Raw genomic sequence first — 22,344 nt, 5'->3', positions numbered from 1 at the left:
GTTTTATCCTTGTGCCTTGCCGACCAATTTTTGCAGCTCTCCCTTTTGGTAGAGCTCGGTCATGATGTCGCAGCCGCCGACCAATTCACCGTCGACGTACAGCTGCGGAAACGTCGGCCAGTTGGAAAATTCCTTCAATCCCTGACGCACTTCCGCATCGGCCAGCACGTCGAAGGTCGAGAACTTAGCGCCGGCGGCATTGAGCAGCTGCACCGCCTTGGCCGAGAAGCCGCACATCGGCGACTGCGGGTTGCCCTTCATATAAAGAACGATTTTGTCGGAAGCGAGCTGCTGCCGAATTTTGTCTTGAACACTCATTACTACACCTCATCACCTAAAATCCGGCCCCGTAGGGCGGGAGAAATTGTTTGGATTACTCGCTCTGCGTCTGATATTCCTCAGGCGTCAGAGTCCGCAGGGATAATGCATGGATGTCGGCGCGCATCTTGTCGCCCAGGACGGCGTACACCATGCGATGCTGTTGCAACATGCTTTTGCCGGCGAATTCTTTGGCGACGATCAAGGCCTCGAAATGATGGCCGTCACCGTCGACTTCGACCCGGGCGCCGGGCATGCCGCGCTCGATCCACTCTTTAATATCAGTTGGTAGCACCATAAGAACTAAATTATCGGGCCAGACGCGGGGATGCAAGGCCGGGGACTATAAATGGGGCTGTTTCGGGATATTTCTAGTCGCGCAGCCGGTAGCCGGTCTTGAGCATCAGCAAGCTAATGCCGCTCAGCGCCGCCAGGAAGCCGCCAACGACCGCCAGGCTAAGCGCTGGATTTACGTCGTGAACCCCGAAAAAACCGTAGCGAAAGCCGTCGATCATGTAGAAGAACGGGTTTAAGTGCGACAACACCCGCCAAAACTCAGGCAAGCCATGGATCGAGTAGAACACCCCGCTCAAAAACGACAGCGGCAGGATGATGAAATTCTGGAAGCCGGCCAGCTGATCGAACTTGATCGCCCAGATACCGGCGATCATGCCGAGCGTACCCGAAACCGCCGCGCCGAGGACGGCGAACGCCAACACTATTAACGGATGCGACACCGACACCGGCACGAACAGCAAAGCGACCAACCATACCCCAAGACCGACCATCAGCCCGCGCACTACCGCCGCGGCGACGAACGCCGTGAAGAATTCGACATGCGACAACGGCGCCAACAGCATGAAGACGATATTGCCCGTCACTTTCGATTGAATCAGGCTCGACGAGCTGTTGGCGAAGGCGTTTTGAATCGTCGACATCATGACCAGTCCCGGCACCAGAAACGCGGTGTAAGTGATCCCCGGAAACACATCGAACCGGCCCGACATTGCCTGGCCGAACACCATCAGGTACAGCAACGCCGTCACGATCGGCGCCGCCAGTGTCTGCGTCAGCACTTTGATAAAGCGCAACACTTCTTTGTAGAACAACGTGTAAACGCCGCGCCACTTCATTGCGAGCCGCCGCGGGTAAGCTCGACAAACACGTCTTCGAGATCAGCTTCCTCGATGGCGATGTCGGTAATTACTACACCTTGACTCCGCAACGCGTCGAGCACGGCGATGATCGAGTCGCCGTCTTTCGTCAGCTCGAGCTCGATATGTTTGCCGTCGAGGCGCCGCAGCTTGGAAGCAAGCGCCGTTGGCGCTTCACTGAGCGGCTGCTCGGTGGTCAGCGACAACCGCAACGTGCGGCCGATACCACGCGCCAGCAGTCGATCCTTGGTATCGAGCGCCACGACTTCGCCGCGGTTGAGAATGGCGATACGGTCGCACAACGCCTCGGCCTCTTCCAGGTAATGCGTCGTCAAAATGATCGTGCGGCCTTGCGCGTGCAGCTGGCGCACGAATTTCCACAACGTTTTGCGCAGCTCGACGTCGACACCGGCGGTCGGCTCATCAAGCACAACGACTTCCGGTTTGTGCACCAACGCTTGCGCGATCATGACGCGCCGCTTCATGCCGCCCGACAGCGCGCGCATGTTGGCGTCGGCTTTGTCGGTCAGCATCAACGCCGCCAGCAACTCATCGATCCAGTCGTCGGCATCGCGACCCAAACCGAAATAACCGGCCTGGATTTGCAATACTTCGCGTACCGTGAAGAACGGATCGAATACGACTTCCTGCGGGACGACGCCGAGATGGCGGCGGGTACGGCGGTAGTCGGCAACTACATCGTGGCCGAGCACCTGCACCGAACCGGCGTTAAAACGCGTCAGGCCGGCAATAATGCTAATGAGTGTGGATTTGCCGGCGCCGTTCGGACCGAGCAGACCGAAAAACTCGCCACGTTCGACCGCGAGATCAATGCCTTTGAGAGCGTGGACCTTCGAGTAATGCTTATGCAGTGCAGAAATTGAAATTGCCGGAGACATCGTGGCTTTGTACTACGCGAGCCATGGCTTTAGCAACTAGTCCGCTCTGCCGACAATTGTTGTGCTCAATCCAGTAAATATTCAATGACGGGCGTTATCGGCACAGGTGCGCTCGTTTCCGGCATGTTGCAAACATCGTGTTCCAACGGCGAGAGATATGGATAAGGATCAATGCCAGCTTGGTAATTACCATCCGGGTAGATGGAATAATGGAGGTGATCTACCCGGCCATCGTTGGTGTTGCAGCACGCGTATTGGCCAGGATAGGAACACTTGCTTGCCGAGTAGCCGGTATTGCCGACTGTGCCGATAAGCTGTCCGGCAATTACGTTTGCACCCGGGGCAATACCGGCGGCGATGCCGTTGAGATGCGTATAGAAATAATACCAACCGTTGCTCGCGCGTATCGTGACCTTGTTAGCACCGTCACAAGCCGTCCCCGTCTAACCGCTTCCTTGTACGACACCGGCCGTCGTTGCTATGACCGGCGTACCTTTGGCGGCCATGATGTCGTTTCCCAAGTGGCTGCCGGCACGGAAATCGCTGTCGGACCCTTCGTTGTTGCAAGTAAACGGACCCGACACGCCCCAACCATGCTGATGCGGACCAAGCACCGGATAGTACGAGGCACTGGGAGAACCGCTGGTGGCATAGAGCGTTAGCGGCGTTGCTAGGAGCACAACGAGACAAAGTAGACGTCGCATAATATTGCTCTCCAACCGATATCTTTTGCCCCGCGGGATTATTTTTATTTTCATGATGTTCTGCTGACGTCGTATGTCGTCTAACCGGGCCGCTGCAAATTGCCGTTAGGCGATCGCCACTATATTCCTCGCTTTTGCCTGTTCGTCTGATTCGCGATACTCGGCTATTGGCGATGACGTTTCTATGTCTTGCACCAGTGTTGTGTCGGTCGCACTGGTATCGGTCTCTTCCGTACCGCACCGTATGATCCAAACCGATACCAGCAGCGCCAGCCCAATCGAGATAATCGACCACGTTATCGGCTTTTTCAAAACCCTCATCAACCTCGATCTCCTCAGTGCTCGACATGACGTCGGCGAACCGCCGATGTCATGCGCAGAATTAGCAGCGGCGCGAGCAGTGTGAGGTCGTTGGCGCCGGGTTTCTATCTATACGAAAGCATGTACGTACAGCGATGGGAGGCGCGGCTACCGAAGCGATCAAGGCGAAGTACGAAGCCGAAATCCATAATCTCGACCCTCGTAGTAGAGCGTCTGACTGCGAACATGGCTGAGGATTTTGTCGATCGGCGAATACCAGCTGCGTTCGGTCCCTGCCGGGTTGGTCGGGCACGGACCGGAAGCCTCGGTGCCACCGGATAAGATGCCGTACGCCTGGCCATCGATCTCGCTGAACAGCGGCCCACCGCTGTCGCCCTTGCGGGTACAGATATTAGTGACGATACCGCCGTTTTTGCTCTTCACTTCGCCGCAGTACGTGCCCGGATGCGAGCTATAGCCGGAGGCATAACCAGAATCGCTCGAGTTGTCGCCGGCACCGGTACCGCAGACGACCCAACCCAAGCCGATCTGCGCATACGTGTAGTACCCACGAATCGAAAACGTCCCGTCGACACAACCTTGCCAAGTCGATGACGATCCCCAGCACCAAGAATCGACTTGATTCTTCGCGTACGAACCGGACCAATAGTTGTAATCCAGATACGGCTGAATCGAGTAATCGTAGGGATAGGTGCTGGAATCCCCGGTGGGACCGTTCTCGAAGTTGTATACCTCGTAGGCGACCGGATGGAAGCTCGCCGAATACGTGTAGGTCTGGCCGACTTTATACGAGCCGGTCATGCAATGACCGGCCGTCATGATGTAGTTCCAGCCACGACTGGTATCGTACATGTTGAAGCCGTTGGTGCACTGACCCCACCAAGCGTTCAAATTTTCGCCGACCGGCGCCGCTTGATTGCGGAACACATTGAGCCGCATGCCACCGCGCATCGGCGGTGCGCAGGTGCGCGGGTCACAACCGGCGGCAACCGGCGAATCTCTATGCCCGCCGGCGACTAGCTGTTTGACCGCTGCCCGGCCGCCTTCAGCCGCCACTGCCGCGGCGATTTTAGTGTCCGGTTTTAATACCTTGTCGTGCGCCGCTGCCAGCTCTTTGCCGGCGATGCCGCGGCCGGCGTCTTCGGCGCCGGCACGCTGAAACACGCCGACAATGTTATTCGGAACGTCGATCGCTAACTCGACGACGCGGATCTTCGGATTCTTGTTCGTGTTAATTTTTTTCTCGAGCCGCTGCTCGGTCTCTTGTAACTGCTTGAACGACCAGCGCGCCTTGACCGCCTGCATCGAGTCATGATCCGGCAAACCCTGCAACAACGCGGCGACACGTTCCGGTCGCGTCGACAAAATTTTCAGCACACCGCCGTTCGCCTGGTCGATCCACATGCCGGCATACTCGTCGACCAACATGCGCGCGAACCAGTCGTGCATTTGCGGGGCGATACGCTGCAGTTCAAGCCGCCGCATCGCCTCGGCCTGTGGAATACCGTAAACCTCCATGAGATAGCCGACAGAACCGACAACGTCCGCGGCCTTCAGGAGTTCGCCGTCCGGTACCGGCAGTATTTCTTCGGCCGATACCGGCAACGATCCAACGACACCGATAGCCGCGATCAACGCGACCAGCGCGCGCAGATACCAACGTCGGCAAATCTTTGTGCGAACGACAAGCGCACTATGACAAGCACGCACTATCGCCGTAACTCGGGGTGTCGACCTATTTCGTTCCATCACCACTTCTCCGGAGGATCAGGTTATGCGAGAGCGCTCGCCTACCAATCCTCTCGCTAAACAGCCCGAGGTTATCATGCTCAACGTCTATTGGCCCCGCTGCTATCTATACGAACGTGCGATAGCCGCTGACGAGCGCGACAAATCGCTGCGTTTACGGACACCGCATGGTCCACGACTGGTCCAACGCCTCGCCGCATTCCGCTAGCTGCATACCGGTGCCATTGACGACACCCGTCAGCGAGGTAGCGGTTGTATCGAGACACAAATTGCCACGAAGATTTCTGATTCGATAAAAGTCGTCGCGATACCATTTCTGGTTGTCGCCACCGTGAGCATGAATCACGGTAACGATCCTTTAGTCACACGACAGCCATCCTAAAAAAATGGCGCAACATTCAGCGCCATCGCACTAATACAGTTATTGCGGCGGCACCGAGCCGGATGCCGGACATTCAGGCACACCCGGCCACGGATGGGTCTTGGCCGACACATCGGCGGCCGCCATAAAGCCCCACGCCTCGCGGCGCTCGTACGGCGGTTCGGAACGATCGCCCAAGCTGTAATACCACACGTCGTTACCGCCTTTGTGCTTGGCACCACGTCGATAACAAACAAACCAACTTCGTGTTGTGTCCATCGTTGCCGTCTTGATACGGTAGTCGGCATCCATATACAGGGGTGCATTGGCGTGGTTGCTGCACCACCAAAGCGTGGTCCAGCTCCAACCGGTATTGGGATCGTGCCGATATTGTCCCGACTTCGAGGTACATGTTCCCTGGTTATGATGAGTAGAAGATGCGGCCTGTGCCGGCGGCGCTCCGACTAACGTTACCGAAGTACTAAGAACGAGCAGCCCGATGGCGGCCCAAAGATTGGCGTTAAGCGGTGTGTGCTTCATGGCTCCTGTGCTCCTATCAATTTTTCTTAGAGACGGTAACAAAATGAACGTTGGCACGTTAACTCCCTCCCCCTCAGGGGGAGGGGACGGTTACGTTGAAGCTATTTCATTTTGTTACCGTCTCTTAATCTTCCAGCATGAACACGAACTTGCGGGGCAACGCTAAGCGACATCCGCCGACAAGGCAACGTTACACGCCGCCGCATGGCGGTGCCGATCTACCCTTGTTCAGGTAGTCTTTGCGGCGACAATAAGGTCTCTAGGCAGGATTACCATGCCCAATCCCACCAGGACGCACCGCCGCCAACGCCCATTGAACAATTCCGCTGGCCGAAACACTCGGTAATTGCCAGCGGTGCAAACTCACACACAAGACTTCGCGCCGCTGGCGGCAACGCTGGTACGCAAAGTTTTTTCAGTGTACCTCGTATTCGCTGTGGTGCTGACGCTGCTACAAGTTAGCGTGGAATACCGCGATACCTATTCGGCCGTGCGTGATGAGCTCGATTCTACCCTGCGCGCATTCGAACCGGGGCTGACCAACGCCGTTTGGAACTACCAGCAGTATATGGTCTCTTCCATCGCCGCTGGCATGGTAAACGGCGGCGCGATTACCGCGGTCGATATCGGCGATAGCGCCGACCACCTACGCGTGACGATGTCGCAAGGTGGCAACCGGTTCGATCCGCAAGGTATCTCTAAGCACATCGATTTATTTCATACCGATGACCGCGGCATACGCCAACGAATTGGATTTGTCTCGCTGTATTCGAGTCATGACATCGTCATCGAGCGCGTCAAATTCGGCGTCTTGCTCATCATCATCAGTTCGGTCATTAAAACCATCGGGTTGTGGTTGATCATTGTTTTCTTCGCTAACCGATTACTGGCGCGGCCGCTGCGGCGCTTCACCGAGCAAATCGGCTCGTTCGATCTCGCAAGCGCGACCAAGGCGCCGGTGGTAGATCTCGGATCGACGCCGAGCGAAGAATTGGTTTACCTGCGCGACACCTTTACCGATCTCACCGAACGGGCGGTCGCCAACAAACAGCTGGTTATCCAAAAACAAGCCGCCGAGGCAGCCAACTTGGCGAAGTCGCGTTTTCTCGCCGCCGCTAGTCATGATTTGCGGCAGCCAATGCATGCGCTGACGCTCTACCTCGGCACACTCACCAGTTTTGACCTACCGAACCAAGCGCGCACATTGCTGGCAAAAACGCGTCAATGTGCGCACAGCATGGACGAGATGTTCCGCGATTTGCTCGACATGTCGCGGCTGGACGCGGCCGCCTTGCAACCGGAGATAAACAATTTTCCGGTGGCACCGATCCTCGAGCGCATTCGCGTACAGTTCGAGCCCGAGGCACAGGCCAAAGGACTGGAACTGCGCGTGGCGCCATGCTCCGCCTGGGCTGTTAGCGATCCGGCAATGGTCGAACGCATGCTGCGTAATTTGGTCTGTAACGCCGTGCGCTATACCGAACGCGGTCGGATTCTGGTCGGCGGCCGGCGCGGTCAAGCCACACTGCGGTTGGCGGTCTTCGATACCGGCCCAGGGATCCCGGCCGACAAGCGCCAGGCCATATTCGCCGAGTTCTATCAACTGGACAACGGCGAGCGCGAGCGCGGTAAAGGCTTAGGTTTGGGGTTGGCGATCGTCGATCGGTTAGCACAACTGTTATCGGCACCCATTACTGTCATCTCACGGCCAGCGCACGGCTCAATGTTCGCCTTCGATTTGTCGCTCGGCCACGCCCAAGCCGCAGCGGCGATGCCGCATCTGCCGAACGTCGAGCACGATCGCACCGATTCGTTAATCACGATAATCGACGACGATGCCCAGATCCTCGACGCCATGCGTGCACGGCTCGAACGTTGGGGTTACGCGATTGTGACCGCCACTTCTCCAAACGAGGCGATCGCAAAGCTGCGCGCCGGCGGGCAACTGCCCGATGCGATTATTTGCGACTACCGATTGCGCGGTGAGGAAAACGGCATCGACGCCGTCGCTGGCTTGCGCGCGGAATTCAACCGCACTATCCCAGCGTTACTCATTACCGGCGATACCGCCGTCGAGTGCATCGACGAGATTCATGCCAGCGGCTTGCCGATGCTGCATAAGCCGATCAAGGAAGACGCGCTCAATATAGCGTTGATCGCGCTTATCGCAGGCCACCTGCATCGCCCGTCGCTTCATGCAGTCCCAAACGATGTGCCGCAAGAATAGCCTGCGTCCGACTAGCTACGCCGAGCGAACGAAAAATAGAAGACACGTGCATTTTCACCGTCACCTCTGCCAAGCCGAGGCGCGAACCGATTTCTTTATTCGAGCAACCGTTATTCAATAAGCCCAAAATCTGCCGTTGCCGCGGCGTCAGTGTCGGTAGCGCCTCTTGCAGGAAGGTCGCTTCGCCGAAGGGCGAAATCCACGCCGGCTGTTCGGGCAAATGACCCGCCAGCGCACTACGCACCAGGTCGGCCAATATTTCGGTGGCGATCGTCTTCGAGACGAAAAGCTGCGCGCCCGCGCGGAACGCGGCGGCGACATCGCGCCGATCCTCGGAAGCGGAGATAACGATGAGCGCCGCACCCGTACAAGCCCGACGCACCACCGTCACCGCTTCGGTTCCGCTGACGCCGGGAAGGCCGACGTCGAGCATCACCAAACGCACATCGGTAACGGGCACCGCGCGGCGCAAGCCCTCTTCGACCGTGCTAACCGCGATTACGTTGGTTTCGCCGAGCATCGTGCTCAGCAGAATTCGAAGCGCGTCTCGGTAAAGCGGGTGATCTTCGATAACAAGCGCCAAGCCCGGCGCACCCAACTGATCGAAAGTCTCGTTATTTTTCATTGTTGGCTTTCGCCTCCCTGTCGAAAACACCGGGCCGACACTAGGCGTCGACCGGGACACCACCAATGTCACGTATGAGAATTGACACCCAGCGCCTGATTCAATCCGCTGAGGCGGATGAGCGAGCGCATTTGTTCGGGCACATGAACGAGCTTCAGTTCACGACCGGCGGCACGGGCACAATTTAGCCACTCGAGCATTAACGCCAGGCCAGCGCTGTCGGTGCGACGAAGCTCGCTTAGGTCGATCGTAACCGGGCCGTTCGCTTTGGCGAACCAGCCGCCGCTTTGCTGGAAAACATCGGGAACGGTATTGAATGTGAGCTCGCCGGCAACGGCGATCACACCGTCGGCCCGCACATTGGTGCGGGCCTGTTCATTACCGACGCTCACGGACTCGCCTTCGCTTGCCCGGCCTTGACGTCAACTTGGCCGCGGCGATTCATGTCGGCGATACTGGCAATTAATGTGTCTAGCCCTTGCGTGCGGACGCGTTCGGCATATGTGCCACGGTAATTATTGATCAGACTTACGCCTTCGATCGACACGTCGTACACCTTCCAACCCTGATCGGTCCGGAAGAAGCTCAAATTCATGGCGATACTCGGACCGCCTTTCTGCACTACCTCGGTCCGCACCAACCCCTGCTTCTCCTCGGGCGCAGCGTGGAACGGCAAATAACGGATCTCTTGATCGGTGTATTTGAGCAGCGCGGTCGCGTAAGTACGCACCAGCAAATCGCGGAACTCCTTCACGAAGCGTTCGCGCTGTTCTTCGTTAGCATCTTTCCAATTGCGGCCGAGCACCTGTCGCGCCATCGCTTTGAAATCGAAATTCGGCAAAACCTCGCTATCGACCATGGCGTAGAGCTTTTTATGGTCTTTGGCATACTCGTCGCGGTTCGCCTTGATCAGCTCGAGAATGCGATCGGTCGTGGTCTTTACCAATTGATCGGGCGGCACGACATCTGCCACGGCGATACCGACCATCAACAACAACGCTGCAAAGCTGGCAAAAATACGCTGCATATCTTTCTCCGACTAACTTTTTCGCTAGGGCGCCGCCGACTTCGACTTGTCGGCATCGCCTTCCGAGGCCTTACTGAACAAGAACTGGCCGATGAGTTTCTCCAATACCAACGCTGATTGCGTGATTTGGATGACATCACCGGTTTTTAGAGGCTCTTCCGCCCCCCCAGGTTCCATACCGACGTACTGCTCCCCCAGCAATCCTGAGGTCAGAATCGACGCACTGGTATCGTTCGGGATTTTGTTATAGCGACCGTCGATGTTGAGCGTCACTAACGCCTGATAGCGCTCGGAATCGAAGCTGATGTCGGACACGCGGCCAATGCGCACACCGGCCATGGTCACCGCCGACCGCACCTTGAGGCCGCCGATATTGTCGAAGCGCGCCTTCACTTGGTAACCGTTGGCGACGTCGGCACCGCTTAGGTTGCCGACTTTGAATGCGAGCATCGCCAACGCCGCCATTCCGGCAACGACAAACACGCCCACCCAAATCTCTAAAAATTTTCGATCCATACGTTAAAAATCCCCCAGCGTCAGGGCTGTCAAAATGAAGTCGAGTCCAAGCACCGCTAACGACGATGTCACCACGGTGCGCGTGGTCGCACTCGCCACGCCTTCGGACGTGGGCACAGCGTCATAACCTTCGAACACGGCGATCCAACTAACGACGAAGCCGAACACCACACTCTTGAGCAGGCCGTTCAAGATATCGTCGTAGAAGTCGACACCGTTTTGCATCTGCGACCAAAACACGCCGTCATCGACACCCAGCCGCACGACGCCGACTAAGTGGCCGCCGATAATACCCACGGCAGTAAACATTGCCGCCAACAGTGGCAGCGAGATCAAACCGGCGATGAAGCGCGGCGCGATGACGCGTGTCATCGGATTGACCGCCATCATTTCCATACCGGCCAACTGCTCGGTCGCCTTCATGAGACCGATTTCGGCGGTCAACGCCGAACCGGCGCGACCGGCGAACAACAATGCCGTTACGACCGGACCAAGCTCGCGCGACAACGATAGCGCTACCAGCAGACCGAGCGACGACTCAGCACCGAAATCCACCAACGTGTTGTAGCCTTGCAGACTCAGCACCATGCCGACGAATAGGCTCGATACCAATATGATAAGCAGCGTTTGCACACCGACCGAATACAGTTGTTGTACGACCAGCCGAAACGCCTTGCGTATTACGGGTGCCAACCGTACGGGCTTCTTCCAAGAAGCAAATAGCAGCTCGTATAAAAACAAGCTCGCGTGCCCGAGTCGGGCGATACGCGCCAACGCCCATTGGCCGACGTGACGGAACAGACTCATGCGCTACCGCCCGTTGTTAAATCTTGCAGATAGTCTGGGGCGGGATAATGGAAACGCACCGGACCGTCCGGCAATCCGGCCATGAACTGCTTGACCTCTTCGGCATCGGATTGCCGCATATCGTCCGGCGTACCGTGCGCCACTACCTGACCGTTGCCCAACAAATATATGTAGTCGGCGATATGGCAGGCCTCTTCAACGTCGTGCGTAACGATAATCGAGGTAATGCCGAGTGCGTCGTTGAGCTCGCGGATCAGCTTGACCGTGACGCCCATCGAGATCGGATCGAGCCCGGTGAACGGCTCGTCGTACATCACCATCATCGGATCGAGCGCGATCGCCCGCGCCAACGCCACGCGCCGGGCCATGCCACCCGACAATTGCGACGGCATGAGATCGCGCGCGCCGCGCAAGCCGACGGTTTCGAGCTTCATCAGCACAACGCTGCGCAGAATCGATTCCGGCAAGCGCGTGTGCTCACGCATCGGGAAGGCGACATTTTCGAAAACGCTAAGATCGGTGAACAAGGCGCCGGCTTGGAACAGCAGCGCCATGCGCTTACGTAACTCGTAGAGCTCGCGCGTGGATAGGTCAGGAACCGATAAGCCGTCGACGAGCACGCGGCCCGACTTCGGTTTGAGGCGGCCACCGATGAGATTTAGCAACGTGGTCTTGCCGCCACCGCTGCCGCCGAGGATGGCAGTGACTTTGCCGCGCGGCACGGACAACGACAGCCCATTGAGGATCTGCCGATCGCCGCGGGCGAACGTCACGTTCTCCAGGCTGACCAGGACATCGTTATTGGACAACATCGCACTGCTCCGCACTTCGCGCTCCCTGTTGGCGGCTTTTGTGACAGCTCGCTTCTATTGGGGTGATGACTGCGGCCAATTCTATGCGGGTCGGTTGGGCTTTGTCACGACATAACACCGCCGGTACCGGGACTATCGCTGTACCAGGGACCGGCGCCAATACCGTTAAAGCAACGGCAATCACCGCATGACGACAGGTTCAATAAATATTTTTCTTATCGCGTTAGCGAGCACAGCGCTTGCTCGTTTGGACAGTTGCCATCACGACAACACGTTGTTAAAGGACCGGCGACAAGTCGTCCGTCCGGCGCACAGAAATTTCGCTAAAGCGCTACGCGATTATGCACGAGATCATCGACCACCGACGGATCGGCGAGTGTGCTGGTATCACCCAGACTATCGAGCTCATTGGCGGCAATCTTACGCAGAATGCGGCGCATGATTTTGCCGGAGCGTGTCTTCGGCAAGCCCGGTGCCCACTGAATGACATCGGGGCTGGCAATGGCACCGATCTCCTTGCGCACTTGTTGCACTAATTCTTGTCGCAAGACGTCGTTCGGTTGCACACCGACCTTCAGCGTGACATAGCAATAGATCCCCTGCCCTTTGATGTCGTGCGGGAAGCCGACGACGGCCGCTTCGGCGACGGCGTGGTGCAACACCAATGCACTTTCGACCTCGGCCGTGCCGAGGCGATGGCCGGAGACGTTGAGCACGTCGTCGACGCGGCCGGTGATCCAGTAATAACCGTCTTGATCGCGGCGGGCGCCGTCGCCGGTGAAGTAATTGCCGGGGTAGGTTTTGAAATAGGTATCGATAAAGCGCTGATGATCGCCGTAAACCGTGCGCATCTGGCCGGGCCATGAACGCGTGATCACCAAATTGCCGGTGCAGGCGCCAGCGAGCACTTTACCGTCGGTATCGACGATGGCGGGCTGTATACCGAAAAATGGCCGCGTTGCCGAACCCGGCTTCAACGGCGTCGCGCCCGGTAACGGCGTAATCAAGATGCCGCCGGTCTCGGTCTGCCACCAGGTGTCGACGATCGGCCGCTTGCTGTCGCCGACGACGCGGTAATACCACTCCCACGCTTCCGGATTGATCGGTTCGCCGACGGTGCCGAGCACACGCAACGTCGCTCGAGACGTTTTTTGTACCGGCGCCTCGCCCTCACGCATGAGCGCACGGATCGCTGTCGGCGCCGTGTAAAAAATGTTGACCTTGTGCTTGTCGATCACTTCCCAAAAGCGCGACGAGCTCGGATAGTTCGGCACACCTTCGAACATCATCGTCGTCGCGCCGTTGGCGAGCGGACCGTAAACAATATAAGAATGACCGGTAACCCAGCCGACGTCGGCGGTACACCAATAAATATCGCCGTCGTGATAGTCGAACACGTATTTATGAGTCATGGCGGCGAACATCAGATAGCCGCCGGTGGTGTGTAATACGCCCTTCGGTTTACCGGTCGACCCGGACGTATAAAGAATGAATAACGGGTCTTCGGCGTCCATTTCTTCCGGCGGACAATCGGCGGCGGCCGCACTCATCAGATCGTGATACCAAACGTCGTGCTTGGCGTTCCAAGCAACGTCGCCGCCGGTGCGCTTGATGACGATCACACTGTGCACGTTCGGGCAATGCGCTAACGCCGCATCGGTATTACGCTTCAGCGGAATCTTCTTACCGCCGCGCAGCCCTTCGTCGGCGGTAACGACGACGCGGCAATCGGAATCGAGAATGCGGTCTTTGAGCGACTCCGGCGAGAAACCACCGAACACGACCGAATGTACAGCGCCGATGCGCGTACACGCCAACATGGCGATGGTCGCCTCGGGGATCATCGGCATATAGATGCACACGCGGTCGCCCTTGTTGACGCCGCGGCTCTTTAATACGTTGGCGAATTTACTAACCTGCGCGTGCAGCTCGCGGTAAGTGAGCTTCTTGTCTTCCTTCGGGTCGTCGCCTTCCCACAGAATCGCCACTTGGTCGGCACGCTTGGCGAGATGCCGATCGATACAGTTGTACGAAACATTGAGCTTGCCGCCTTCGAACCAGCGGATGTACAAGTTGTTCGCGTCGTAATTCCAGTCCGATACTTTTTTCCACGGCTTGAACCAGGTCACGAACTCGTTGGCGCGCTCGGCCCAAAAACCGTCCGGATCTTTCAGCGACTGTTGGTACCACGCGTTATATTTTTGGTCGTCGATGTGCGCGTGACGCGCGACGTCGGCCGGAACGGCGTAAACCTTAGACTCAGACATGGAGCACTCCTAGCGTTAATGGTCTTATGATGCAGCAGTTATATTCGCCGGCTCAAGGGCGCGTTGACAGAAACAACGGCCACACACTCCCTACCTTTGTTGTGACTGCGATTCAGACCGATGGTACCAGCAGCACCAGTCGGATTTTCATCAGCGTCAACGCAACCCACAAGCCGGCGATCAAACAGAACGATGCCCAACCAATCATTCGGTCCGGCACAATGCCGGGCGTGATAAATCGCGTTAGCACCATCACCGGTGTCGTCAGGGTCTTCAAAATTCGATAGAACACGTTGGTTTCACGACCACGACCGGCGAGCAAATAGAGCACGCCTTGGCCGGCAAGCGCGAGTGCGGCAATTTCCATCAACGCTTTCAACACCACGATGATCGTTAGCATATCAACCCTCATTGCTTAGGACAGAACAAAAAGGCCCGCGGTTGCGGGCCTTTTTGTTGTCAACGGCGCGGTAACTCAGCCGGAATACCGGTCCTCGCCGAGGTGCGGATAACGCACGTGCGAGATGAACTCTTGCACTTTGGCCGACGGCGCCGGCGTCAACAAGCTGACGACGATAACCACCAAAAAGCCGAGCGGCAAGCCGAAGATGCCGGCGGAGATCGGATTGATGCCGAACCACAAATTGCCGGCGACTGGCGAGCTAAGACCGAACATGCCGTGCAACCATGGCTGAGTCATGACCATGTAATAGAACGTCAATCCGACGCCGGCGAGCATACCGAGCACCGCGCCCATCTTGTTAGCGCGCTTCCAAAAAATGCCGAGCACCAGCGCTGGAAAGAAGGCCGCGGCCGCCAACGAGAACGCCGCGCCAACCAGGAATAAGATGTCAGCCGGCTTCTTCGCCGCTACCGTCGCCGCGGCGGCGGCCACCACCAGCAACAGTGCCTTCGCCACCATCAGCCGGCGCTTGGTCGACGCATGCGGATCGATCATCTTGTAATACACATCGTGCGACAACGCGTTGGCGATCGTCAGCAGCAGACCGTCGGCCGTCGACAACGCCGCTGCTAAGCCACCGGCCGCCACCAATCCGGAGATTACGTACGGCAACCCGGCAATTTCCGGTGTCGCCAACACGATGATGTCTTGGCCGAGCACGATTTCCGCCAGCTGAACGATGCCGTCGCCGTTCCAGTCCTTGATCGACAACAACGTCGAATCGACCGCCGCCCAATTCGCCGCCCACGCCGGCAGGTTGGCGAAGCTCGAGCCGACCAAATAGTGATAGATGTCGTACTTCACCAATACCGCCAACGCCGGCGCCGTGAAATACAGGAAGAAGATGAACAACAGCGACCAACCGACCGACTTACGCGCTTCGCGCACCGACGGTGTCGTGTAGTAACGCATCAAGATGTGCGGCAGCGCCGCGGTGCCGACCATCAGGCAAGCGACCAGCGCGAGGAAGTTCAAGCGCGCGGTACTGCGCGCCGCTTCGTCTTTACCGGGAAATGCCTCGGCGTGGCGTTTCGGCGGCGACGCGCGCGCTGCCAACGCCTTGTCTTTGGTCCACTGCGCTTCCGCGGCGGCCACATCTTTTGGATACGCGCTGAGCGCCTTGCCGGCGGCATCGATTTCTTCGGCCGGGGCGCTAGCCACTTTCAACGCTAAAATCTTTTTTTCGAGCGCGTCCTTCTCGTCGGCGAATGTCTTCGCCGGATCCTTGAGCTTTTGCTCGGCCATGGCTGCTTGCGCCTTCAGAATCTCGCGCACCTGGATCTCCTTCGGATCCTTGAGCAACACTTCCTCGCGTGCGCTCACCTTTTGCAAGACATAACCGTAGGCGAGCTGCGGCACCGGGGAACCTGTGTGTTTCACCGACAGCCACACCACCGGAATCAGGTAAGCGATGATCAAGATGATGTACTGCGCCACCTGGGTCCACGTTACCGCGCGCATGCCACCGAGGAATGAGCACACTAAAATACCGCCCAGACCGACGAACACGCCGACGCTGAATTCGAGCCCGGTAAAGCGCGACGTGATGAGACCAACGCCATAAATCTGGGCGACCACATAGACGAACGAGCACAGGATGGCGCAGCACACGCCGACTAAGCGCGCCGAGTGGCCGCCGTAACGTTCGCCGAGGAAATCGGGAATAGTGAACTGACCGAACTTGCGCAAGTACGGCGCCAGAAACAGTGCCACCAGCACATAGCCGCCGGTCCAGCCCATGATGAACGCGAGCGCATCGTAACCGCCCAAGTACAAACCGCCAGCCATGCCAATGAATGACGCCGCCGACATCCAATCGGCGCCGGTGGCCATGCCGTTGAACACCGCCGGCACGCGCCGGCCGGCGACGTAGTATTCGGCGACGTCGGTGGTGCGCGAGATAATGCCGATCAAGGCGTACAGGCCGATGGTGACGAATAGAAAGCTGTAACCGATCGAGCGATTCGACAGCCCGTAGTGTTCGGCGATCGCCAACAGGATCAAGAAGAAGATGAAACCACCGGTATAAATGCTGTAGTACTTCCGGAGCGAGCGCTGGAACTCTGACGTGGTCTGCATTCCGATCACTCCTCCTCGGCGACACCGTACTCGCGATCGAGTCGGTTCATGTAATGCGCGTAGTAGAAGATCAAGACGACGTAAACGATTAAGGCACCCTGCGCTGCCATATAGAAACCAAGCGGAAAACCCAGCACGGTGATTTCGTTCAATTCACGGGCGTAGAACCCGACGACATAGGTGACCACGAACCAGATAGCGAGCAGGATAGCGGTGATCTTCAGGTTGCGCTGCCAATATTGGTGGTGCCGTTCGGTCAGCGCCATTCGCATTCTCCTCGTTAATGGGCGACTCCATTAATGGGTAGCGAGATAGGCGCCTGGGCGCATACCCTTACCCGCCCTCGAAAGATAGCTCATCCTGATCCTTGTCGATGCCCGGTCGCTGGACCTTTGGCGACGGCGCTCCTATATATATGTTGTTACCCGCTCGTATGTTGTTATCCCGCCGTGTAGGAGACGTAGATGGACAAGCAAACGGTGTTTGCCAAAACACCCAAAGGCACCGATGAAGCGGACAACCGCACCTACAAGCTCAATATGCGCTTGCGTACGGCCCTGCTAATGGTGAACGGTACCGATTCGGTCGAGGTCATGGCCAAGAAGTTTCATGGGATCGACCAGGTCAACGAACTCCTGCAGGAGCTACTGGCGGACGGCTATATCGTGCAGATCGCGAACTTCAACCAAGTGGCGCGGACGATTGTCAGCCGGATCCACGAGTTACTCGGACCGGATGGCGACGTCGTCACCGAGCGCATCGAGAAAATGAGCACGCAGCCAAATGCCTCGGTAATGGTCGCGCAATTTCTACAACAACGGCGTGAGATGTTCGAAAGCATCGCCGGCAAGCAGAAAACGACGAGCTTCTTTGAGGAAGTGAACCGACTGTTGAGTTAACGCGCGACTTTCCACCCCGCAAGTCGCCATCCTTGACGTATGAATCTTCCTTAACGCGCGGGGGCGGCGTTACTCGTTACTGTGAATCGATCTATGGCGTGTATCTTTCAGGAACAGTAGGCCGATCACAAAAGTCAGAAGTGCCACACCGATCGGATACCACAGACCGTAGTAAATATTACCGGCGGCTGCCACCATCGCCGTCGCTAACAACGGCAACATACCGCCGAACCAGCCGTTGCCGATGTGATACGGCAACGACATCGACGTGTAGCGGATCTTGGTCGGGAACAGCTCGACTAGGAACGCGGCGATCGGGCCGTAGACCATGGTGACGTAGATCACCATGATTACCAACAGCAGCAACGTCATGGGATAGTTGATCTCGTCCTTGTTGGCGCCGCTGGGATAACCGGTCGCCTTTAACGCGTCTTTGTATTTCGCTTCATCCCAACCTTTAAGCTCGACGTTGCCGACACGGGTTATGATCGTCTCACCTGTCACCGCCGGCAGCTGCTGGAATGACAATCCCGACTTTGTCAAAAAATCTTTGGCACGATCGCAATCGCTGAACTTCGTATTCGGCAGTACGAATACCCGAAACTCACAATCACCGGCGGCAACGGTAACCGGCACCGACTGCTGATACTGTTCGAGCGCTGGGTTTACGTAATGCGTCAAACCCTTAAACAGCGGGAAGTACGTCAGCGCGGCGATCAAACAACCGGCAAGAATGATCTTCAGTCGGCCGATGTTGTCGGATAACTTGCCGAAGATAAGGAAGAACGGCGTACCGATCAGCAACGATAGGCCGACCAACGTATACGCCGTCTGGTAATCGAGCTTCAGCGTGATCGTCAAAAAAAACAGTGCATAGAACTGGCCGGTATACCAAACGACACCCTGGCCGGCAGTCGCGCCGAGCAATGCCAGCAGTACATATTTGTTGTTCGGATATTTCAGAAAGCTGTCTCTGAGCGGCGACTTCGAGCCCCGACCTTCCGCCTTCATGCGCTGGAACACCGGCGACTCGTTCAGCTTCAAGCGGATATAAACCGAGTACACCAGCAACACGATCGACAAGATAAACGGGATGCGCCAACCCCAGGCGGTAAACGTCGCCGGTTCCATGAGGCCGCGCGACAAACCGATCACCAGCAACGACAAGAAGAAACCGAGCGTAGCGGTCGTTTGAATCCAGCTGGTAGCATAGCCGCGCTCGTTGTCGGCTGCGTGCTCGGCGACATAGGTCGCGGCACCGCCATACTCGCCGCCGAGCGCCAAGCCCTGTAACAAGCGCAGCGTTACCAGTAGGACCGGCGCGACCCAGCCGATCTTCTCGAACGTCGGCAGGAATCCGACCAGCGCGGTCGACGCACCCATGACGACGATGGTGATCAGGAAGGTGTACTTACGCCCGACCAAATCGCCCAGTCGGCCGAACACAAGCGCGCCGAAGGGCCGCACCAAAAAGCCGGCGGCGTAGGTCGCGAACGCCGACAATAGCGCCGCTGTGTCATTGCCCTTGGGGAAGAACAGCGCGGCGAAGAAGGGTGCCAACGTTGCATACAGATAAAAGTCATACCACTCGAAGACCGTACCGAGCGACGAGGCGAAGATAACGCGTCGCTCTTCGGTTTTCGTTACCAATCGATCGCTCCCGCCCCGATGGCCGACATCTGCTGTTCGGTGCATTCGATTCTCCTTCGCTGCCGTTGTGGGTGGTAGTGGTTTTTGATACGCCTTATCTACTCGCTCTCCAACAATTCGCTCGGTAACTGAAAATCGCCAGCAATACGCCGCTGCAACTTGCGCGCTTGTCGAAACGATTCCTTGAGAATGCGTCGATCGAGATCGCTCAAGCCGTCGGCGTCGACGTGATTGTTGATCGGCCGACCCTCGCGCAACAGTGCCTGCTGATGACGCAATCGCAGCAACTGCAGAAAACTATAAGCATCACACCAAGCATCGACCTCGCTCGCGTCAACGACGCCGAGCTGCGCCGCCGCCCGCAAACGCTCGATCGTATTTGTTTGCGCTATGTCGTTCGCCAACGCCAACAAGCGCGCGCCGTCGACGAACAGCGCCGTGCCCTGACGTTTGAGATCGAGCGTGGTGGCATACTCGCCGACGCTCTCGGCAAACGCGCCGCGCTCCAAACCGATCGGCGCCTGATGGCGCAATGCGCTTTCGCCCAAGCGCTGCAGAAATTGCGGCGCTGCCGACGTTTGCTGCATCAACCAACGGCGTAGCGTCGAGGCTTGCAGCTCGTCGCCATAGACCACGCGAAAATCGAAGTACGTTCCGGCGGCTTGCAGCTGCTCGACAGTTCCGTGCTCGATCCATAGACGAAAACGCTCGCGCCATTCATCGCCGCTGAGGCAACAGGCGGCGTTGCTCGCCATCACGTTATCCCAACACAGCGGATAGCCACAGGTATCGAGTGCCTCGTTGATGGAACGCGCCAGCGGCAACAGTTCGGCGCGCACTTGCTCAGCGTCGCCGCCGGCCGGCACGTCGAACAAGATGCCGTTGTCCTGATCGGTCTTGAGCGTCTGCTCTTGCCGGCCTTCGCTGCCGAAAGCGATCCACGTGAACGGCACCGGCGCCGTGCCCTCCTCGGCAACGCACAGCGTTATTACACGGCGGGCAATATGGTCGTTGAGCGACGCGATGATTTGCGTGAACTGACCGAGCGCGGCGCCCTGCGCCAACATCTGATCGATCAGGCGATGCACGTCGCGGCCGAGCCGGGCGAGCGTCGCCAGGTCCGGCGCCTGTATGATGGCACGCGTCAGACTGACTAAGCCGATACGTTGCATCGAAAATAAATCGCGCTCGGCGACGACACCGACGACGCGATCGTGTTCGACGACACACACATGACTGACGCTGTGGCGCGCCATCAGCATCGCCGCCTCGTGCGCCACCGACCGCGGCGGCAACATCAGCAACCGTGCACTCATAACGCTGGCAATGGACCGATCGAGCGCCGTGCCTTGCGCGACCACACCGAGCAGATCGTTGGTCGTAAAAAGACCGAGCGGCGCACCGGCGCTGTCGGTGACGACGATCGCCGACACGCGTTCGCCATGCAGGCGTGCCGCCACCAATGCCAACGACGTATCCGGCGTACACGTTACCGGCAGACGGCGGATGAGATTTACCAGCGGTGTGTTCAACGAGACATCGCGCGACAGCTCGCCGACGAGCCCCGCTTGCATACCGCGCAACGTTTCGTCGAGCAAGTTCGCCAAGCGCCGCGCGCAAAAGTCGCTGAACACCGGACTTTGCAGCAGCAAGGTTTCGAAGTCGTCGCGGTCGAGCTCGAAGCAGAACGTGTCTTCCACCGCGCGCTGTTTGATCGCCACCGCCCGATGCGCCAGCAACGCGCCGATCGGAAAACATTCACCCGGCACCAGCTCCCAAACCTCGCCCGCGGTCGGCCGGCGCCCACCTTCAAGCTCGCCGCGCACGCGTCCTTGTTTGACGATGTAAAGCGTACGCGCCACACCGCTGACGGGCTGAGTAACGATGGTTCCCTTCGGGTAGAAGCCGATGCGCAGATGCTTTGCTAAAAATTCGAGATGCGCTCCGCTCATACGATCGAACGGCGCATGCTGCCGCAGAAACTCAAGCGTCGGCGCGAGCACCTTGCCCGCCTTCGTCGAGTGGTTTTGTACGTTCGGTCCCACGATGGTTTCGGCGACCTTTTGTGCGAACGGTGCCGAGCTAACAGCAATCCCCGTGCCGGAATACCAGAGGAACGAAATCAAGGAGATAGTTCGAACTTACCGAGCGCGGCGTTACCACGGGTAACACAGTGAGTTACGGGAGGTAACAACTATCTGCAGACACCGACCTGCCGAAAGATCAGCCAATACTTGGTGCCGCCGACACAAAAAGTGGTTAATAAAAATGCAGCGGCGATGCCAATCAGCAGAATGACCACGGCAATCGCCGAGTACCGATAAGCGCGCGAGCTTGGCAAATCCCATTCATGGGCACACGCCTTACACCGCAGCGTCGCCCATTGGAAATAGAGGGGCAACTGTACGATATGCACGACCAGAAACGCCGCCTTCCAGCTAACACGATGTCGATCGATCTGAGTCGACTGGCAACGCGGACAAACGATCGGCGCCTCGTCGTCCAGCGCATATTCACCGCGATCGTGAGCACTGAGAATTTCGACCGCACGCCCGGCATCGTGGTGATTGACATACAGCTTCACTTCGCCCAACGCCAACGACCATGTCCAAAGAAGGCCGGCATGATGTTCATGACAAACAAATGCCGGCACACCTTCGGCGTCGAGGCGACCACGGGCCAGGTGGGCTTCCAACGGAGTCAGGTAAGCGGCGATCTGGACAAGCATATTTTTATTTTTGGTGAATCGATTAGCGTTCTTAAATTCTAGTTTGTTTTTTTATGTTATGTATCTATGGACTCCACCCGATTTGCAAGAAGAAGATTAACCGCTTACCCCGAGGTTGAAATTGCACGTATCTATTCGGCCTGTTTGTTGAGCGGTTCTCTCGCTCGGGCCAGGATGCAAAGCGCGCACCGGGATCCG

Annotated in this window: 25 protein-coding genes; 3 read left to right on the top strand and 22 right to left on the bottom strand. The window is 57.7% G+C overall.

The features are described 5' to 3' along the window. Window positions 1–3: 3 nt before the first annotated feature. The 6 genes from grxD to HY308_17045 form a co-directional block, all read right to left on the bottom strand. The gene (gene grxD / locus HY308_17070) at window positions 4–318 is read right to left on the bottom strand and encodes a Grx4 family monothiol glutaredoxin (GenBank protein ID MBI3899984.1); all 315 of its coding nucleotides are present in this window, start codon (window positions 316–318) and stop codon (window positions 4–6) included. A gap of 55 nt (window positions 319–373) precedes the next feature. Then, complete coding sequence (locus HY308_17065) at window positions 374–616, bottom strand: BolA/IbaG family iron-sulfur metabolism protein (GenBank protein MBI3899983.1); 243 nt, start codon at window positions 614–616, stop codon at window positions 374–376. A gap of 73 nt (window positions 617–689) precedes the next feature. After that, window positions 690–1,451, bottom strand: a complete 762-nt coding sequence (locus tag HY308_17060; GenBank protein ID MBI3899982.1) for an ABC transporter permease — start codon at window positions 1,449–1,451, stop codon at window positions 690–692. Continuing rightward, window positions 1,448–2,371: an ABC transporter ATP-binding protein gene (locus HY308_17055; GenBank protein MBI3899981.1), complete on the bottom strand. Its 924-nt coding sequence runs from the start codon at window positions 2,369–2,371 to the stop codon at window positions 1,448–1,450. Before HY308_17055 ends, HY308_17060 begins: the two co-directional genes overlap by 4 nt. A gap of 65 nt (window positions 2,372–2,436) precedes the next feature. Next, window positions 2,437–2,778, bottom strand: coding sequence for a peptidoglycan DD-metalloendopeptidase family protein (locus HY308_17050; protein MBI3899980.1), 342 nt, complete (start codon window positions 2,776–2,778; stop codon window positions 2,437–2,439). Between the two features lie 36 nt (window positions 2,779–2,814). Beyond that, window positions 2,815–3,075, bottom strand: a complete 261-nt coding sequence (locus HY308_17045; protein ID MBI3899979.1) for a hypothetical protein — start codon at window positions 3,073–3,075, stop codon at window positions 2,815–2,817. A 184-nt stretch (window positions 3,076–3,259) separates the two neighbouring features. Between HY308_17045 and HY308_17040 the strand changes: the two genes are divergently transcribed. Then, a complete protein-coding gene (locus tag HY308_17040; GenBank protein ID MBI3899978.1) occupies window positions 3,260–3,481 on the top strand; it encodes a hypothetical protein in 222 nt (73 codons plus the stop codon). A gap of 74 nt (window positions 3,482–3,555) precedes the next feature. On the opposite strand, the gene HY308_17035 is transcribed toward HY308_17040, so the two are convergent. The 3 genes from HY308_17035 to HY308_17025 all read right to left on the bottom strand — a co-directional run bounded on the left by HY308_17035 (window position 3,556) and on the right by HY308_17025 (window position 6,046). After that, window positions 3,556–5,145, bottom strand: coding sequence for a hypothetical protein (locus tag HY308_17035; GenBank protein MBI3899977.1), 1,590 nt, complete (start codon window positions 5,143–5,145; stop codon window positions 3,556–3,558). Window positions 5,146–5,299: 154 nt separating this feature from the next. Further along, window positions 5,300–5,491, bottom strand: a complete 192-nt coding sequence (locus tag HY308_17030; protein ID MBI3899976.1) for an RICIN domain-containing protein — start codon at window positions 5,489–5,491, stop codon at window positions 5,300–5,302. A gap of 75 nt (window positions 5,492–5,566) precedes the next feature. Continuing rightward, the gene (locus tag HY308_17025; GenBank protein ID MBI3899975.1) at window positions 5,567–6,046 is read right to left on the bottom strand and encodes a hypothetical protein; all 480 of its coding nucleotides are present in this window, start codon (window positions 6,044–6,046) and stop codon (window positions 5,567–5,569) included. A 355-nt stretch (window positions 6,047–6,401) separates the two neighbouring features. Between HY308_17025 and HY308_17020 the strand changes: the two genes are divergently transcribed. After that, window positions 6,402–8,273, top strand: a complete 1,872-nt coding sequence (locus HY308_17020) for a hybrid sensor histidine kinase/response regulator (GenBank protein MBI3899974.1) — start codon at window positions 6,402–6,404, stop codon at window positions 8,271–8,273. Here the strand turns inward: HY308_17020 and HY308_17015 are convergent. The 10 genes from HY308_17015 to HY308_16970 all read right to left on the bottom strand — a co-directional run bounded on the left by HY308_17015 (window position 8,209) and on the right by HY308_16970 (window position 17,135). Next, window positions 8,209–8,898 carry a response regulator transcription factor gene (locus tag HY308_17015; GenBank protein ID MBI3899973.1) on the bottom strand — a complete coding sequence of 230 codons (690 nt, stop codon included), beginning with the start codon at window positions 8,896–8,898 and terminating at the stop codon, window positions 8,209–8,211. The two genes, HY308_17020 and HY308_17015, sit on opposite strands and share 65 nt — an antisense overlap. 68 nt (window positions 8,899–8,966) lie before the next feature. Continuing rightward, the gene (locus HY308_17010) at window positions 8,967–9,290 is read right to left on the bottom strand and encodes an STAS domain-containing protein (GenBank protein ID MBI3899972.1); all 324 of its coding nucleotides are present in this window, start codon (window positions 9,288–9,290) and stop codon (window positions 8,967–8,969) included. After that, the gene (locus HY308_17005; protein MBI3899971.1) at window positions 9,287–9,925 is read right to left on the bottom strand and encodes an ABC transporter substrate-binding protein; all 639 of its coding nucleotides are present in this window, start codon (window positions 9,923–9,925) and stop codon (window positions 9,287–9,289) included. The genes HY308_17010 and HY308_17005 overlap by 4 nt, the downstream gene beginning before the upstream one ends. Window positions 9,926–9,949: 24 nt before the next feature. Further along, window positions 9,950–10,441, bottom strand: coding sequence for an outer membrane lipid asymmetry maintenance protein MlaD (gene mlaD / locus HY308_17000; GenBank protein MBI3899970.1), 492 nt, complete (start codon window positions 10,439–10,441; stop codon window positions 9,950–9,952). A gap of 3 nt (window positions 10,442–10,444) precedes the next feature. Continuing rightward, the gene (mlaE, locus tag HY308_16995; protein ID MBI3899969.1) at window positions 10,445–11,248 is read right to left on the bottom strand and encodes a lipid asymmetry maintenance ABC transporter permease subunit MlaE; all 804 of its coding nucleotides are present in this window, start codon (window positions 11,246–11,248) and stop codon (window positions 10,445–10,447) included. Beyond that, window positions 11,245–12,060: an ABC transporter ATP-binding protein gene (locus HY308_16990; GenBank protein MBI3899968.1), complete on the bottom strand. Its 816-nt coding sequence runs from the start codon at window positions 12,058–12,060 to the stop codon at window positions 11,245–11,247. The genes mlaE and HY308_16990 overlap by 4 nt, the downstream gene beginning before the upstream one ends. A 323-nt stretch (window positions 12,061–12,383) precedes the next feature. Then, window positions 12,384–14,327 carry an acetate--CoA ligase gene (gene acs, locus HY308_16985; GenBank protein MBI3899967.1) on the bottom strand — a complete coding sequence of 648 codons (1,944 nt, stop codon included), beginning with the start codon at window positions 14,325–14,327 and terminating at the stop codon, window positions 12,384–12,386. 112 nt (window positions 14,328–14,439) lie between these two features. Beyond that, on the bottom strand, window positions 14,440–14,727 hold the full coding sequence (locus HY308_16980; protein ID MBI3899966.1) for a hypothetical protein: 288 nt from the start codon (window positions 14,725–14,727) through the stop codon (window positions 14,440–14,442). A gap of 75 nt (window positions 14,728–14,802) precedes the next feature. Then, complete coding sequence (locus tag HY308_16975; protein ID MBI3899965.1) at window positions 14,803–16,869, bottom strand: VC_2705 family sodium/solute symporter; 2,067 nt, start codon at window positions 16,867–16,869, stop codon at window positions 14,803–14,805. Window positions 16,870–16,874: 5 nt separating this feature from the next. Continuing rightward, window positions 16,875–17,135: a DUF4212 domain-containing protein gene (locus tag HY308_16970; GenBank protein MBI3899964.1), complete on the bottom strand. Its 261-nt coding sequence runs from the start codon at window positions 17,133–17,135 to the stop codon at window positions 16,875–16,877. 198 nt (window positions 17,136–17,333) lie between these two features. Here HY308_16970 and HY308_16965 point away from each other — a divergent pair, with 198 nt between their 5' ends. Continuing rightward, window positions 17,334–17,768: a hypothetical protein gene (locus tag HY308_16965; protein ID MBI3899963.1), complete on the top strand. Its 435-nt coding sequence runs from the start codon at window positions 17,334–17,336 to the stop codon at window positions 17,766–17,768. A gap of 69 nt (window positions 17,769–17,837) precedes the next feature. Here HY308_16965 and HY308_16960 read toward each other — a convergent pair whose 3' ends face one another. The 3 genes from HY308_16960 to HY308_16950 form a co-directional block, all read right to left on the bottom strand. Next, complete coding sequence (locus tag HY308_16960) at window positions 17,838–19,463, bottom strand: MHS family MFS transporter (protein ID MBI3899962.1); 1,626 nt, start codon at window positions 19,461–19,463, stop codon at window positions 17,838–17,840. A gap of 53 nt (window positions 19,464–19,516) precedes the next feature. Then, window positions 19,517–21,370 (bottom strand): CBS domain-containing protein, encoded by a 1,854-nt coding sequence (locus HY308_16955; protein ID MBI3899961.1) that lies wholly within the window; start codon window positions 21,368–21,370, stop codon window positions 19,517–19,519. A 242-nt stretch (window positions 21,371–21,612) separates the two neighbouring features. Further along, window positions 21,613–22,146: a hypothetical protein gene (locus tag HY308_16950; GenBank protein ID MBI3899960.1), complete on the bottom strand. Its 534-nt coding sequence runs from the start codon at window positions 22,144–22,146 to the stop codon at window positions 21,613–21,615. Between the last annotated feature and the right edge of the window lie 198 nt (window positions 22,147–22,344).

It is taken from the genome of Gammaproteobacteria bacterium (assembly GCA_016199745.1).
In the GTDB taxonomy this organism is placed as follows: Bacteria; Pseudomonadota; Gammaproteobacteria; order Acidiferrobacterales; family Sulfurifustaceae; genus JACQFZ01.
This window is presented reverse-complemented; position numbering and strand designations above follow the sequence as displayed.

Bases quoted from the DNA above. Each gene is read 5' to 3' on its own strand.
- HY308_16950 (MBI3899960.1), bottom strand. From the start codon at position 22,146: ATGCTTGTCCAGATCGCCGCTTACCTGACTCCGTTGGAAGCCCACCTG.
- acs (MBI3899967.1), bottom strand. From the start codon at position 14,327: ATGTCTGAGTCTAAGGTTTACGCCGTTCCGGCCGACGTCGCGCGTCAC.
- HY308_17025 (MBI3899975.1), bottom strand. From the start codon at position 6,046: ATGAAGCACACACCGCTTAACGCCAATCTTTGGGCCGCCATCGGGCTG.
- HY308_16990 (MBI3899968.1), bottom strand. From the start codon at position 12,060: ATGTTGTCCAATAACGATGTCCTGGTCAGCCTGGAGAACGTGACGTTC.
- HY308_16955 (MBI3899961.1), bottom strand. From the start codon at position 21,370: ATGAGCGGAGCGCATCTCGAATTTTTAGCAAAGCATCTGCGCATCGGC.
- HY308_17005 (MBI3899971.1), bottom strand. From the start codon at position 9,925: ATGCAGCGTATTTTTGCCAGCTTTGCAGCGTTGTTGTTGATGGTCGGT.
- mlaE (MBI3899969.1), bottom strand. From the start codon at position 11,248: ATGAGTCTGTTCCGTCACGTCGGCCAATGGGCGTTGGCGCGTATCGCC.
- HY308_17065 (MBI3899983.1), bottom strand. From the start codon at position 616: ATGGTGCTACCAACTGATATTAAAGAGTGGATCGAGCGCGGCATGCCC.
- HY308_16980 (MBI3899966.1), bottom strand. From the start codon at position 14,727: ATGCTAACGATCATCGTGGTGTTGAAAGCGTTGATGGAAATTGCCGCA.
- HY308_17035 (MBI3899977.1), bottom strand. From the start codon at position 5,145: ATGGAACGAAATAGGTCGACACCCCGAGTTACGGCGATAGTGCGTGCT.
- HY308_16965 (MBI3899963.1), top strand. From the start codon at position 17,334: ATGGACAAGCAAACGGTGTTTGCCAAAACACCCAAAGGCACCGATGAA.
- mlaD (MBI3899970.1), bottom strand. From the start codon at position 10,441: ATGGATCGAAAATTTTTAGAGATTTGGGTGGGCGTGTTTGTCGTTGCC.
- HY308_16975 (MBI3899965.1), bottom strand. From the start codon at position 16,869: ATGCAGACCACGTCAGAGTTCCAGCGCTCGCTCCGGAAGTACTACAGC.
- HY308_17040 (MBI3899978.1), top strand. From the start codon at position 3,260: ATGTCTTGCACCAGTGTTGTGTCGGTCGCACTGGTATCGGTCTCTTCC.
- HY308_17060 (MBI3899982.1), bottom strand. From the start codon at position 1,451: ATGAAGTGGCGCGGCGTTTACACGTTGTTCTACAAAGAAGTGTTGCGC.
- HY308_16970 (MBI3899964.1), bottom strand. From the start codon at position 17,135: ATGGCGCTGACCGAACGGCACCACCAATATTGGCAGCGCAACCTGAAG.
- HY308_17055 (MBI3899981.1), bottom strand. From the start codon at position 2,371: ATGTCTCCGGCAATTTCAATTTCTGCACTGCATAAGCATTACTCGAAG.
- HY308_16960 (MBI3899962.1), bottom strand. From the start codon at position 19,463: ATGCACCGAACAGCAGATGTCGGCCATCGGGGCGGGAGCGATCGATTG.
- HY308_17015 (MBI3899973.1), bottom strand. From the start codon at position 8,898: ATGAAAAATAACGAGACTTTCGATCAGTTGGGTGCGCCGGGCTTGGCG.
- grxD (MBI3899984.1), bottom strand. From the start codon at position 318: ATGAGTGTTCAAGACAAAATTCGGCAGCAGCTCGCTTCCGACAAAATC.
- HY308_17045 (MBI3899979.1), bottom strand. From the start codon at position 3,075: ATGCGACGTCTACTTTGTCTCGTTGTGCTCCTAGCAACGCCGCTAACG.